Source organism: Aquamicrobium zhengzhouense, from assembly GCF_016124105.1.
In the GTDB taxonomy this organism is placed as follows: Bacteria; Pseudomonadota; Alphaproteobacteria; order Rhizobiales; family Rhizobiaceae; genus Aerobium; species Aerobium zhengzhouense.
Genome location: NZ_JADGMQ010000004.1, coordinates 18299 through 31787, shown reverse-complemented (window position 1 = coordinate 31787; position 13489 = coordinate 18299). Strand labels below are relative to the sequence as shown.

General features: G+C 58.7%; 10 protein-coding genes. 6 read left to right on the top strand and 4 right to left on the bottom strand.

Annotated features, from left to right (window positions below):
- Positions 1-22 precede the first annotated feature (22 nt).
- Positions 23-1154 (top strand): peptide chain release factor 2 gene (gene prfB, locus IOD40_RS07910; protein ID WP_198475999.1). Its coding sequence is split into 2 segments (ribosomal slippage): positions 23-91 and positions 93-1154, totalling 1131 coding nucleotides; the frame shifts between segments, so codons are not numbered across the junction.
- 67 nt (positions 1155-1221) lie between these two features.
- Here the strand turns inward: prfB and IOD40_RS07905 are convergent.
- Both IOD40_RS07905 and IOD40_RS07900 read right to left on the bottom strand, forming a co-directional pair.
- Positions 1222-2460: a M23 family metallopeptidase gene (locus tag IOD40_RS07905; protein WP_198475998.1), complete on the bottom strand. Its 1239-nt coding sequence runs from the start codon at positions 2458-2460 to the stop codon at positions 1222-1224.
- A gap of 99 nt (positions 2461-2559) precedes the next feature.
- Positions 2560-3027 carry a peroxiredoxin gene (locus tag IOD40_RS07900; protein ID WP_198475997.1) on the bottom strand — a complete coding sequence of 156 codons (468 nt, stop codon included), beginning with the start codon at positions 3025-3027 and terminating at the stop codon, positions 2560-2562.
- 91 nt (positions 3028-3118) lie between these two features.
- Between IOD40_RS07900 and IOD40_RS20310 the strand changes: the two genes are divergently transcribed.
- Positions 3119-6466 carry a YhdP family protein gene (locus tag IOD40_RS20310; RefSeq protein ID WP_198475996.1) on the top strand — a complete coding sequence of 1116 codons (3348 nt, stop codon included), beginning with the start codon at positions 3119-3121 and terminating at the stop codon, positions 6464-6466.
- A gap of 52 nt (positions 6467-6518) precedes the next feature.
- On the opposite strand, the gene tyrS is transcribed toward IOD40_RS20310, so the two are convergent.
- Complete coding sequence (gene tyrS, locus IOD40_RS07890) at positions 6519-7772, bottom strand: tyrosine--tRNA ligase (RefSeq protein WP_198475995.1); 1254 nt, start codon at positions 7770-7772, stop codon at positions 6519-6521.
- 74 nt (positions 7773-7846) lie between these two features.
- Between tyrS and IOD40_RS07885 the strand changes: the two genes are divergently transcribed.
- Positions 7847-8956 carry an anhydro-N-acetylmuramic acid kinase gene (locus IOD40_RS07885; protein ID WP_198475994.1) on the top strand — a complete coding sequence of 370 codons (1110 nt, stop codon included), beginning with the start codon at positions 7847-7849 and terminating at the stop codon, positions 8954-8956.
- On the opposite strand, the gene IOD40_RS07880 is transcribed toward IOD40_RS07885, so the two are convergent.
- The gene (locus tag IOD40_RS07880) at positions 8953-9627 is read right to left on the bottom strand and encodes an alpha/beta hydrolase (RefSeq protein ID WP_198475993.1); all 675 of its coding nucleotides are present in this window, start codon (positions 9625-9627) and stop codon (positions 8953-8955) included. The two genes, IOD40_RS07885 and IOD40_RS07880, sit on opposite strands and share 4 nt — an antisense overlap.
- A 227-nt stretch (positions 9628-9854) precedes the next feature.
- On the opposite strand from IOD40_RS07880, the gene IOD40_RS07875 reads away from it, so the two are divergent.
- From IOD40_RS07875 to sufC, 3 genes are all read left to right on the top strand, one after another.
- Positions 9855-11009 (top strand): cysteine desulfurase family protein, encoded by a 1155-nt coding sequence (locus IOD40_RS07875; protein WP_198475992.1) that lies wholly within the window; start codon positions 9855-9857, stop codon positions 11007-11009.
- Positions 11010-11185: 176 nt separating this feature from the next.
- Entirely contained in the window at positions 11186-12691 is a 1506-nt protein-coding gene (gene sufB / locus IOD40_RS07870; RefSeq protein ID WP_198475991.1) for a Fe-S cluster assembly protein SufB, read from the top strand.
- A gap of 41 nt (positions 12692-12732) precedes the next feature.
- On the top strand, positions 12733-13488 hold the full coding sequence (sufC, locus tag IOD40_RS07865; protein ID WP_198475990.1) for a Fe-S cluster assembly ATPase SufC: 756 nt from the start codon (positions 12733-12735) through the stop codon (positions 13486-13488).
- Position 13489: the final 1 nt, after the last annotated feature.

Sequence of the window (13489 nt, the reverse complement as noted above, 5' to 3'; positions counted from 1 at the left end):
ATTCGAAGGGAATTACCGCTTCATGCGCGCGGAAATCGAGAATATTGTCGACGAAATCAAGCAGGCGATAACCCTGCTGAGGAGGCATCTTTGACTGGGATCAGGCACTAAAACGGCTTGATTACCTGAATATGCGTGCCGAGGATTCGTCTCTCTGGGATGATCCGCAGGAAGCGCAGAAGATGATGCGTGAGCGACAGTCGCTTGATGACGGCATCAATGCCGTAAAGACGATCACGCAGGCCCTCCACGACAACATCGAACTCATCCAGATGGGTGAGGAAGAGGACGACCAGTCGATCATCACCGACGCGGAGGACGCAATCCGCGCCCTGCGGGGTGAGGTGAAGGCACGTCAGATCGAGACGCTTCTGTCCGGTGAGGCTGACGGCAACGACACCTATCTGGAAGTTCACGCAGGCGCAGGCGGCACGGAAAGCCAGGATTGGGCGTCGATGCTGCTGCGCATGTATACGCGCTGGGCTGAACGCCGGGGCTTCAAGGTCGAGGTGCTTGAAGTCCACGACGGCGAAGAGGCTGGCATCAAATCGGCGACCATCCACGTCAAGGGTGCGAACGCTTATGGTTGGATGAAGACCGAGTCTGGGGTGCATCGCCTTGTACGCATCTCGCCGTACGACTCCAACGCTCGTCGCCACACCTCATTTGCCAGCATCTGGGTGTATCCGGTCATCGATGACTCGATCGAAGTCGCGGTATCGGAATCGGATGTTCGTATCGACACCTATCGTGCATCCGGTGCCGGCGGTCAGCACGTCAACACGACGGACTCCGCCGTGCGCATCACTCACATCGCGACCGGCATCGTGGTCGCGTGTCAGGCAGAGCGCTCGCAGCACAAGAACCGCGCCAAGGCGTGGGAGATGCTGCGTTCACGCCTCTACGAGGACGAGCTGAAGAAGCGAGAAGCGGTAGCAAACGCATCGGAAGCTTCGAAGACTGATATTGGCTGGGGACACCAGATCCGGTCATACGTGCTGCAGCCCTATCAGCTGGTCAAGGATTTGCGGACGGGAGTCGAGAGCACAAGCCCGTCCGACGTTCTCGACGGCGAACTCGACGAGTTCATGGAGGCAGCGCTGTCCAACCGCATCGAGGGCGGCGCGGGGCAGGTGATCGAAGATCTGGCCTGATCTTTTTCAGGTCTCTATCAACAAAAGGCAGTGGGATGACCGCTGCCTTTTTTGTTGTTAGCAAGATTTAGAGAAGATTTTGGATCTTTCGGCCAGCCTTAAGGAAGCGAACTGGATCGATCGCGGTTCCGTTTCGCCGAATCTCGTAGTGCAGGTGCGGACCGGTAGATCTCCCGGTTGAGCCTGCTTTGCCAACCAAGTCTCCGGTGCTGACTTTTTGGCCGACTGATACATCGATCCGGCTCAGATGTGCGTAGCGGGTCGACAGGCCGTGGCCGTGTTCGATCTCGACCATGCGCCCATATCCCCCGTTCCAGCCTGCCTTGACGACCTTGCCAGCGCCGGTGCTGTGGATAGGCGTGCCCGTGGGTGTCCGAAAGTCGATGCCTGTATGCATCGCCTGACGGCGGACAAACGGATCGCGCCGCACCCCGAAGCTGCTCGTGACAGCTTTCCCGGGAGCCGGGTTGTGGATCGGCAGCTGCAATGCAACTGCTTTCGCGCTTTCAAGTTTTGCCAGCGCTTCGTCCAGTTCGCGTACCCGCGTGTCGAACAGCGTGCTGCCGTCCAACGGCATAAGCGGTCCACCGCTTGCTGTCTCGTCCTTGGTAATGTCAGCGCTCAAGCCTGCACTTGCAAGCGCCTCAGCGATTTGATCGGCGGTCTGGAACGCGGTCTCTGCAAGCTTGTCGAGGCCTTCGAGCTGCTCCTCCTCGATTGCACGAAGCGAGCGATTGATGGAGACGAACAGCCGGTCGGCACCGTCTGCTTCGGTTTCGGTTTGCGCAACTGTCTCGCCTGGCCAGGACAGCGCGGGTGCAGCCGCAAATACCGGTTCGGATCGCGCCGCGCGTAGTTCGGGACGTTTGCTGGGCACAGGCGCGCTATCCTGAGCTGCACCAACTTCTCGTGCGCGCTCCAGGATCGGCGTGATCTGGCCGTGCCGCTCTGACAGCTGGTTCTGGCGCGCAAGCAGCTGAGAAACCTTGTTCACCACCAATTGCTGGTCCAGAAGTTGACGGCTTGTGATGCGGTCAACTTGGCCGCGAAGCATTGAGATGCGATCTTCATAGGCTTGTTGAATGCGGGCCTGACGCGCTGCCGCAGCGCCTATGATGTCGTCGCGCAACACCAGATACGTGGTTCCGAGCAGATAGCCGATCGCAGCCACGACAACCAATGTCCCGCAGAATGCAGCGAGCCATGGCCGAACGATGAAATGCCGGATTTCGTCGCCGCGCGCGATAATTATCGTATGCGGTTCCTTACGCCTGCCGAAGACGGAAGCCTGCCGATTCCTTGCCACTGTACACACCCGATCGCAGGAAGATTGCGAGGGTGATTACACATAATTAGGGTTAACAAAGCTTGAGCGCGGCGGCATTTAGCGATGCCGGATTAACAGTTAGAGCGCGCGCACCGCTTCCAGCACCTGCTCGGCGTGACCGCGTACCTTCACCTTCGGCCAGACCTGAGAGATCTTTCCCTCTCTGTCGATGAGAAGCGTCGTACGCTCTACGCCCATATATTTTCGGCCATACATGCTCTTTTCCTTCCACACCCCATAGGCGTTGAGAACGGAAAGATCCTCGTCAGAAGCGAGGATCACGTCGAGCGCATGCTTGGTACGAAATTTGTCGTGCTTCACAACGCTATCCGGAGAAATGCCAATCAGAATCGTGTCAAGCTCGGCGAAGTCTGCCTTGAGCGCAGTGAAATCGAGAGCCTCCGCGGTGCAGCCGGCCGTGTCATCTTTCGGGTAGAAGAACAGCACCACATTACTGCCGCGAAAGGCCGATAGCGATATACGCTCCGCACCGCTGCCGGGCAGATCGAAATCTGGCGCTTCCTGTCCAATTTTGATCTGGTCCATGTTCGTGCTCCAATAAAGGTTCCGCTCTAGCGCTCGGCAGTTATAGTGAGCCACACAGATTCGTCCAACCGAAGGAACGGACCATCGCGGCGTGCATAGCGAGATCCTGCCCCACGAGAAAATCCGTTTTCGACGCAGCGATGCAATGCGACTGGACGAGTTGCCTTCCGCGGTTGCTGGAGTGCACCCGCGCAAGCGCTCGCGGTTACGCAGCCTCTACAGATTCGCGCTCTTCACCATAGCTGGTTTGACCCTGCTCGCCTGCGTTAGTATCGCGGCTATTGTGGGTGGTGTGGGAGACCTGCGCCTTCGCGATGAAGTTCAGCGTTCATTGCAGCGCCTCGCTGGTGACCAATACCCGGCGACCATCGGAGCGACGAGTGTGTCGATCAACGGCGCGGGAACCATAGTGCTTCGCGCGCAAGACCTGCGCATCGACCACGCCTTGCAGGTCGCAAGGCTGGATCTTGGACTCAGAGCGCTCCCGCTTGCGAGGGGGGACATACGCGTAAAAAGCGTTCGCGTTGCCGACGCGACAATCGATCTGGCAGCCTTGCCGCAGGCGGACGCCGGGGCGCAACTTGATCTCTTTGATGAGGACGGGCTCGTTGATCCAGATGTGGTGATCAACGCTGTGTTCAGTTCGGTGCATCAGCTTCTGGACGTGTTCGACCTTCGCGACATGGAGCGGATATCGCTTAGGAATGTAGCCATTGACCCGGCTGGAGCCACAGACAACGGTCGGGTTCAGATCTCGTCAGCTGATATAGAGCGCAACAGGCGGGGGCGGCTTTCCTTATCAGGCGAATTCTCGGTTGGCCGACGTTTGGCGGCGGTTGAAGGCAGCGTAACCATCGACCCGTCATCAAAGCGTCTTCGTGGAGTTTCGCTGGCGGTCGATATTCCCGAAGTGCCTGACAATGCCGAGTTGGCGGGGTGGGCCGGAAAGTTCGCGTCGGCCAACGTGACACTCGGCGGGTCGCAACTGCTCGAAGCCGAGAGTATTACAGTTTCGGCCCAGGTTGCGGGACTGAACTTTTCGGTTGGGCGACATGAGCTCGTCACCGACATTTCGGTTGATGCGACAGCTGCAGCCGGTACCGGCAAGCTCGAGTTGAACCGGGTTTTAGTCGAAGATGGCCGCTATAGCTGGGATTTCCATGGAGCATTGGGCCCGGAACCGGCGGACAGCGCGAACCGCGGCTACCGCTTTGAGCTCGTAAGCGATGGTTCCGAGTCGGCACCTGCCGATTCCCCGGAAGCGGCAGCGCCGATACTTGCGCGAATTTCCGGGCGGATGGATCGTGACTTCCAACAGATTGATGTCGAGGAGATCGTCGGGCGGGCGCCGATCGGAGAACTCGCGGGACGGGCTTCGATGCGGTTTCAACCTGGAAAAAGCCCGGGGGTCCAGTTCCGGATCGGTGTTCAGGAGATGCCGGTCAGCTACTCCAAACAGCTCTGGCCGTGGTTCGCTGCTACGCCCGCTCGGACATGGGTGCTGAATAATGTTTTTGGCGGGGTGGTCGAAGCCGGTCAGGTCGAGCTCAACGTTCCGCCCGGGCGCCTCGGCAATGGCGTACCTTTAGGCGCTGATGAGGTTTTCGGCTCCTTCAGCATTCGCAACACCCGGTTTGATGTCGCGGGACGCCTGCCTCCGGTACGCGACGCCATCGGCCAGGTCAGCTTTAGGGGAACAGACGTCGATATCTCTTTGGAGAGCGGCACCGCCTACATGCCGACCGGCAGGACCGTGACAGGCCAGAGCGGCACGTTGACCATCGACAACGCCCATATCCGTCCGACAATTGGAAAGCTGAAGATTGGCATCTCCGGCGAGGCTGACGCGGTCTTGGAACTCGCTGGCTATGATCCAATCAATGTTGGGCGCTATATCGACTTTAAGCCTGAGGAATTTTCCGGGAACGTCATCGGTTCAGTCACCGCAGATATTCCTCTCCATCGGGGAATTCCGGTCGAGACGCTCGGCTGGCAGGTGTCACTCGATTACGAAGGCGTGTCACTGAGCCGCGAATTTGACGGTCAGAAGATCACGAATGCCAGCGGGAGTATGGTGGTTGATCCCGGCTCTGCGCAGATAAAGGCCAAGGCCCAGTTGAATGGCGCACCCGCGTCGATCGACCTTCTCGAGCCGCTCGGTACCGATAAATCCAAGCGCCGCCGCCTCGTCGAGCTACAGCTTGATGATGACGCGCTACGTCGCCTGGCGCCGGGACTCCGTCAGATCTTGAGCGGATCGGTTGGCGTTAAGTTCGATGCCGCGGCGAGCGACGGACGCGAACTGAACGTTTCGCTGGACCGGTCGGCGCTGAGTTTGCCCTGGGTAGGGTGGAGCAAGGGGGCGGGCGTTCCCGGCTCAGCCAGCTTCAAGATGAACTCCGAGGGCGGGAAGCTGTCCCTCACAGACTTCAAGCTGCAAGGCGATAGCTTCGGCGCAAGCGGCTCTCTCACCCTGTCAAATGGCGCTCTGCAAAGCGCGCGCTTGAGCTCCGTCCGGCTTAACCGTAGCGATGATTTCTCGGTGAATGTTACGGCCAAGGGGAATGGCTACAATGTCAGCATCCGCGGCAAGAGGGCGGATGCTCGCTCGATAATCAAGATTTACACGGCGATGGGCGGCGGCAATGCTGCAAAGGAAGCAGCACCTGCCCTTAGCCTCGACTTGCAACTCGATCAGATGACCGGTTTCCATTCAGAAGAGCTGCGCAACGTGCGCTTAAGCTACTCCGGAAATGGCTCGCGAGCAGATCGGGTGGAGTTTTCCGCTATTACTGCGAGCGGACGTCCCGTTGCATTTGTGGATACAGACCAAGGTGGCAGCCGACGGATCGACATGACGTCCACGGATGCCGGTGCAGTGTTACGCTTCCTGAACTTCTATGAATACATGCGGGGCGGGGAGATTTCTCTCGCCCTTTCCGGGCCTCGTGGAGGTGCACTATCCGGCAGCATTGACGCGCGCAATTTCTGGATCGTCAATGAGCCGCGGCTTTCCTCTCTGGTATCCAGCACGCCGCCAGGCGACAACCGCTCACTAAGCCAGGCTGTGAGACGTGAAATCGATACGCAAAGTGTGGAGTTCGAGCGTGGATACTCCCGAATCGTGAAAGGCGACAACGGCATCAGCCTTGAGGGAGGTATCCTGCGGGGCCCCCTGATCGGCATGAGCTTTCAAGGCATGCTGTCAGATGCTCAGGGAAATGTCGCACTAACGGGTACCTTCATGCCAGCCTATGGCCTCAACCGGATCTTCGGCGAGATACCGCTGATTGGTCAGATCCTCGGGAACGGTCGAGACCGCGGTCTTATCGGCATCACCTTTCGGCTGTTGGGTGCGAAGGATAATCCGCAGCTAGCGATCAATCCCCTTTCCGTGGTGGCACCGGGAATTTTCAGATCAGTCTTCGAGTTCAGGTAAGGCTCAAAAAGAATGGGCCGCAGAAGCGGCCCAAACTTTTGGATCTTTCCAGTCAGGCTGGACGCACCAGCACGTGCTTCTTCTTGCCAAGCGAGAGCTTGATGACGCCCTCGGGCGAGACTTCGGCGCTGCCAATCGTCCTGCGCTCATCTGAGACAGGCTGGTCGTTGATGCGCACAGCTCCGCCCTGAACATGGCGTCGTGCTTCGCCATTCGTGCTCGCCAGGCCTGCTTTGACGAAAAGTGCGAGCACACCAATTCCAGCTTCAATTTCGGATGCCGGGATCTCAACCGTGGGCAAGCTTTCTGAAAGCGCGCCTTCTTCGAAGGTCTTGCGTGCCGTTTCCGCTGCCTGCTCCGCATTCTCGCGACCGTGGAGCATCGCGGTCACTTCCGTCGCGAGGATCTTTTTCGCCTCGTTGATTTCTGATCCCCCGAGTGCCGCGAGACGCGCGATCGCGTCGAGCGGCATCGTGGTGTAGAGCTTCAGGAATCGCTCGACGTCTGCGTCTTCAGTGTTGCGCCAGTACTGCCAGAAGTCATAGGCCGACAGCATGTCGGGGTTGAGCCAGACGGCGCCCGACAGTGACTTGCCCATTTTGGCGCCCGACGCGGTGGTCAGCAGCGGCGAGGTCAGCGCGTAGAGCTGCGGCGTACCCATGCGGTGGCCAAGCTCGATACCGTTGATGATGTTGCCCCACTGATCCGAGCCGCCCATCTGCATGCGCACGTCGTGGCGCTTGTTAAGCTCGACGAAGTCGTAGGCCTGCAGGATCATGTAGTTGAATTCGAGGAACGACAGCGACTGCTGGCGATCAAGGCGCAGCTTCACCGAGTCGAACGACAGCATGCGGTTGACCGAGAAGTGACGGCCAACGTCGCGCAGGAATTCAAGGTAATTGATTTCGCGTAGCCAGTCGCCATTGTCGACCATGATCGCATCTTGCGGGCCATCGCCGAAAGTCAGGTAATTCGAGAACACCTTCTTGATCGAAGCGATATTGGACGCGATCGTGTCGAGCGTCATCAGCTGACGCGCTTCGTCCTTGAATGAAGGGTCGCCGACCATGCCGGTTCCGCCGCCCATGAGGGCGATCGGGCGGTGGCCGGTTTTCTGCATCCAGTGCAACATCATGATCTGGATGAGGCCGCCGGCGTGAAGGCTAGGTGCGGTCGGATCGAAACCGATATAGGCCGTCACGATCTCTCTGGCGAACAGATCGTCGAGGCCGGTCTCATCCGAAATCTGATGGATGAAGCCGCGCTCGGAAAGCGTGCGCAGGAACTCTGATTTGAAGGCAGACATAGTCGGTTCTTTCGTGCGGAAGTCTGCGGGTGGCTTTAGCATCCTCGAGGCAAGAATCACAAGGAAATGCAGCCATGACGCTGAAATGCGCTCTCGGACTCATGAGCGGGACCTCGATGGATGGCATCGATATCGCCGCGGTAATATCCGATGGAGAGCAAATTGTAAGGCGGGGACCAAGTGGCTTCGTGCCTTATGAAGCCGACTTTCGTCAGCGCATTGGGGCTGCCCTTACCGACGCGAAGGCCATCAAGGCGCGAGCGGATCGCCCTGGTGATCTTGGTGAACTTGAGCGCGAAATTACGCGTCGGCACGCTGGTGCAGTTCAGGCATTTCTAAAGGAACATCCGCTCCTGACACCCGATATTGTCGGCTTTCACGGCCAGACTGTCCTCCATCGGCCTGACGAGGGCTACACTGTCCAACTGGGGGACGGAGCGGCGCTGGCAACTGCAACCGGCATCCCGGTTGTCTATGACATGCGTGCCAACGACATGGCACATGGCGGGCAGGGCGCTCCGCTTGTGCCTGCATATCACGCCGCTCTCGCCAGATCGCTTCCGTCGGAAACGAGCGATTTTCCCGTGTGCTTCGTCAATATAGGCGGCATCTCTAACGTCACTTATGTGCCGCGCGAAGGTGACCCGGTGGCGTTCGACAGTGGTCCGGGCAACACTCTGATTGATCAGTGGGTGTTCGCTCAGGGCGGGGTCCCATATGACGCGGATGGCATGATTGCTCGCGAGGGCGAAGTGATCGGTGAAATCGTCGGCCGCTACCTCGGGAGCGCGTTTTTTGAGCGGCCAGCCCCCAAGTCCCTCGATCGAAACGATTTCACGCTTGATCATACTGCCGGACTGGAATTGTCCGACGGCGCTCGCACGCTTGCGGCGGTCACGGCCGCTGCAATATTGCGCTCGGTAGATCATTTTCCGGAGGTGCCGAAGCTTTGGGTGCTGTGTGGCGGCGGTCGAAAGAACCCCCACATCGTAGCCGACATGCGATTGGGAGTACAGAGCGCCAGGGTTCTGCTCGCTGAAGAGGTCGGCTTTGATGGTGATGCGATGGAAGCGGAGGCGTGGGCGTACTTCGCCATCAGGTCGTTGAGGCAGTTGCCTCTAACCTTCCCGACGACGACCGGCTGCCGCGAGCCGGTCGTCGGGGGAGTTCTGATCGAACCTTAGCGGAGGCGCTTCGGCTTCGGCTCTGCCAGTTCACCGGCAAGACGGCGGTCGAGGTAATCCGCGCATTCATCGATGAGCAGATCTGTGTCGTCCGAGAAAAAGTGATTTGCGCCCGGCAGGATCTTCTGGGTGATGGTAATGCCCTTCTGCGTGTGAAGCTTGTCCACAAGCACCTGAACATCCTTCGGCGGCGCAACCTTGTCTGCATCGCCATGGATGATCAAGCCAGACGAAGGGCAGGGCGCGAGGAACGAGAAGTCGTAGATATTCGGCTGTGGTGCAACCGAGATGAAGCCCTCTATTTCGGGACGGCGCATCAACAACTGCATGCCGATCCAGGCTCCAAACGAGTAACCGGCAACCCAGCAGTTCTTGGAGTCCGGGTGCAGGGACTGCACCCAGTCAAGCGCTGCTGCGGCGTCCGACAGCTCACCCGTTCCGTGATCGAATTCACCCTGGCTGCGGCCAATAGAGCGGAAGTTGAAGCGAAGAGTTGTGAACCCACGCTTCTGGAACATGTAGAACAGATCGTAGACGATCTTGTTGTTCATCGTTCCACCAAACTGTGGATGAGGATGCAGCACAATCGCGATGGGCGCGTTCTTCTCCTTGGAAGGCTGGTATCGTCCTTCAAGACGGCCTGCCGGACCTGCGAAAATCACTTCGGGCATACTGACTCCACTTTGCGCGATACAGGGATGCCAATCGGCATATGTACTGGACGCGCCGCCTCTCGCCCTTGACGGCGGGCAGTCGCGACCTTAAAACACTTTAGAACTGTTCAAAACTAGAGGGCGGGTCCCTCTGGCAGCTCGGGTGTAGATAGGACGTCTGAGCCCTGAATTTCAAGGAAAAACGCTGCACTGACGCTGGTGCAGGGAAAGGGCGAAGTTGCAACATGGCGAACAGCCGCGTCTACCTTGATCATAACGCAAGTGCGCCACTGCTTCCAGCGGCGCGTGAGGCGATGATTGCGGCTCTCGACCTTACGGCGAATCCCTCTTCGGTTCATCATGAGGGCCGGGAGGCGCGTCGCCTCGTCGAGGCCGCGCGTCGCGATGTTGCTGCGCTTTGCAACGCCAAGCCCGAGCACGTTGTTTTTACATCTGGTGCCAGTGAAGCGATCACCCTTGTCCTGACGCCCAACTGGAAAATGGGCAGGTCGCCGCTCATCTACTCAAGGCTCTACGTTGCCGAGACGGATCATTCGATCGTGGTCGGGGGCGGAAGATTTTCTCTGGATCAGGTGCAGCAGCTCCCGGTTACGGGCAGCGGCATCCTGGACCTTGAGGCGCTGAAGTCTGCGCTTGATGCACATGACATGACGGTAGGATTGCCGCTGGTCGCGGTTCATCTTGCCAACAATGAAAGTGGCGTCATCCAACCCGCCGCCGAGATAGCTGCGATTGTCCATGCGGCTGGCGGACTTTTTGTTCTCGATTCGGTTCAGGCCGGGGGGCGTGTGTCGCTCGATATTGCGGCGTTGAAGGCAGACTTTCTGATTCTCGCGGCTCACAAGATTGGCGGGCCGAAGGGGGCTGGCGCTCTGGTGGGAACCAGCGATGTTCTCATGCCTTCGCCGATCTCAGTGGGCGGCGGCCAGGAGAAAGGTCATCGCGCCGGAACGGAAAATTACGCCGCGCTTGCCGGCTTTGGAGCGGCGGCACGCGAAGCATTGCTCAATCTGTCGCGATCGGGGGAGTTGAAGCAGCGTCGCGACCGTATCGAAAAGATCATTCGCGAAGCTGTTCCCGACGCGATTATCTTCGGTGAGGGGGAAGCACGTCTTCCCAACACGGTCTTTTTCGCCATTCCAGGCGTCAAAGCCGAGACGGCGCTCATCGCATTCGACCTTGCAGGGGTTTCGATCTCCGCGGGATCGGCCTGTTCGTCGGGCAAGGTAGGTGCCAGTCGAGTTCTCAAGGCGATGGGCTTTGGCGAATCAATCAGTGGTCTCCGGGTTTCCGTAGGTCACCAGACAGCTGACGAAGATATAGATCGCTTCGCGATTGCGTTGCGCGAATTCGTCAGCAGGCGCGTCAGCGCTGCCTGAGGAGGAAATCGGCTCGACGGGGAAACCCAAGAGCCCATGCGGGGCAGATATGCATCCCTTACCGGTGCAAATCTGAGTCGCATGCATTACATAAGCCGCATGCCGCGCCGAGAATGCGCCGCCATGCGATATCGACAACTGCCGGACCTTGAACCCGGCGAGGATGGAGAGCGCCGATGCCTGCTGTGCAGGAGACTATCGACACGGTCCGTATGATTGATGTGGACCAGTACAAGTACGGATTCGAGACCGAGATCGAAGTCGACAAGGCTCCGAAGGGCCTTAACGAAGACATCATCCGCTTCATCTCGAACAAGAAGGACGAGCCCCAGTGGATGCTGGAGTGGCGTCTGGAAGCCTATCGTCGTTGGTTGACGATGGTCGAGCCGACCTGGGCTCGTGTCGACTACCCGAAGATCGATTTCCAGGACTTGCATTATTATGCAGCTCCGAAGAACCAGACCGGTCCCAAGTCGCTGGACGAAGTGGACCCGGAACTGCTGCGCGTCTACGAGAAGCTTGGCATTCCGCTGCGCGAGCAGGAGATCCTTGCCGGCGTGCAGAAGGACCCGGACGAGGTTAGCGACAACGTTTACGCATCCGGCCGCGTCGCTGTTGATGCCGTGTTCGACTCGGTATCCGTCGTCACGACTTTCAAGGAAGAGCTGGCGAAGGCCGGCGTGATTTTCTGCTCGATCTCGGAAGCCATTCGCGAGCATCCGGAGCTTGTGAAGAAGTATCTTGGCTCGGTGGTCCCGGCGACCGACAATTACTACGCCACGCTAAACTCGGCGGTCTTTACGGACGGCTCGTTCGTCTACGTGCCAAAGGGCGTCCGCTGCCCAATGGAACTGTCGACCTATTTCCGTATCAATGAGAAGAACACGGGCCAGTTCGAGCGCACGCTGATCATCGTCGAAGACGGCGGGTACGTGTCTTACCTGGAAGGCTGCACTGCGCCACAGCGCGACGAGAACCAGCTGCACGCGGCCGTCGTTGAGCTTGTTGCGCTTGATGATGCCGAGATCAAATACTCGACCGTACAGAACTGGTACCCCGGCGACGCCCAGGGCAAGGGCGGCATCTACAACTTCGTGACGAAGCGCGGCGATTGCCGTGGCAAGAACTCGAAGATCTCGTGGACGCAGGTCGAAACCGGCTCGGCAATCACCTGGAAATATCCGTCCTGCATCCTTCGCGGCGATGGCTCCCAGGGCGAGTTCTATTCGATCGCGGTGTCGAATGGCCACCAGCAGATCGATTCCGGCACCAAGATGATCCATCTGGGCAAGAACACGCGCAGCCGCATCATCTCGAAGGGTATCTCTGCCGGCAATTCGCAGAACACCTACCGCGGGCAGGTGTCGATGCACCGCAAGGCCGAGAACGCGCGCAATTTCACCAATTGCGACTCGCTTTTGATCGGCGATCGCTGCGGTGCGCATACCGTTCCGTACATCGAGGCGAAGAACTCGACGGCCAAGGTCGAGCACGAGGCGACAACCTCCAAGATTTCCGAGGACCAGCTGTTCTACGTGATGCAGCGTGGCGTGCCGGAAGAGGAAGCCATCGCGCTGATCGTCAACGGCTTCGTCAAGGAAGTCATTCAGGAACTGCCGATGGAATTTGCCGTCGAAGCGCAGAAGCTGATCAACATCTCACTTGAAGGCTCGGTTGGCTGATCTTTCGCCCGAACCGCCATACGATATTCAGGAAGAACAATATGCTCGAGATTAAGAACCTGCACGCCCGCATCGCCGAAGACGGCACCGAGATCATTCGCGGCCTGAACCTGACCGTTCAGGCGGGCGAAGTTGCAGCGATCATGGGACCTAACGGTTCCGGCAAGTCGACCCTGTCCTACATTCTCGCCGGGCGTCCGGACTACGAAGTGACCGAAGGCGACATCCTCTACAATGGCGAGTCGATCCTGGAGATGGACCCAGCCGAGCGCGCAGCATCCGGCGTGTTCCTCGCTTTCCAGTATCCGATGGAAATCCCGGGCGTTGCGACCATGGAGTTCCTCAAGGTAGCGATGAACTCGCAGCGCAAGGCGCGTGGTGAGGAAGAGCTGAAGATCCCGGAGCTCTTGAAGCGGGTGAAGGAAGCTGCCGGCGCGCTCAATATCAATATGGACATGCTGAAGCGTCCGCTGAACGTTGGCTTCTCCGGTGGTGAGAAGAAGCGCGCAGAGATCCTGCAGATGAAGCTTCTCCAGCCGAAGCTCTGCGTTCTCGATGAGACAGACTCCGGCCTCGACATCGATGCGCTGAAGATCGTGTCGGATGGCGTCAATGCACTGCGTTCGCCGGATCGCGCGTTTCTGGTGATCACTCACTATCAGCGCCTCCTGGATCACATCGTTCCGGACACCGTCCACGTTCTCTATCGCGGCCAGATCATCAAGTCGGGTGACAAGAGCCTGGCGATGGAACTGGAGCAGAACGGTTACGCCGGCATCATCGACGAAGCAGCTTGAA

Bases quoted from the DNA above. Each gene is read 5' to 3' on its own strand.
- IOD40_RS07900 (WP_198475997.1), bottom strand. From the start codon at position 3,027: ATGGACCAGATCAAAATTGGACAGGAAGCGCCAGATTTCGATCTGCCC.
- tyrS (WP_198475995.1), bottom strand. From the start codon at position 7,772: ATGTCTGCCTTCAAATCAGAGTTCCTGCGCACGCTTTCCGAGCGCGGC.
- IOD40_RS07885 (WP_198475994.1), top strand. From the start codon at position 7,847: ATGACGCTGAAATGCGCTCTCGGACTCATGAGCGGGACCTCGATGGAT.
- IOD40_RS07880 (WP_198475993.1), bottom strand. From the start codon at position 9,627: ATGCCCGAAGTGATTTTCGCAGGTCCGGCAGGCCGTCTTGAAGGACGA.
- IOD40_RS07875 (WP_198475992.1), top strand. From the start codon at position 9,855: ATGGCGAACAGCCGCGTCTACCTTGATCATAACGCAAGTGCGCCACTG.
- sufB (WP_198475991.1), top strand. From the start codon at position 11,186: ATGCCTGCTGTGCAGGAGACTATCGACACGGTCCGTATGATTGATGTG.
- sufC (WP_198475990.1), top strand. From the start codon at position 12,733: ATGCTCGAGATTAAGAACCTGCACGCCCGCATCGCCGAAGACGGCACC.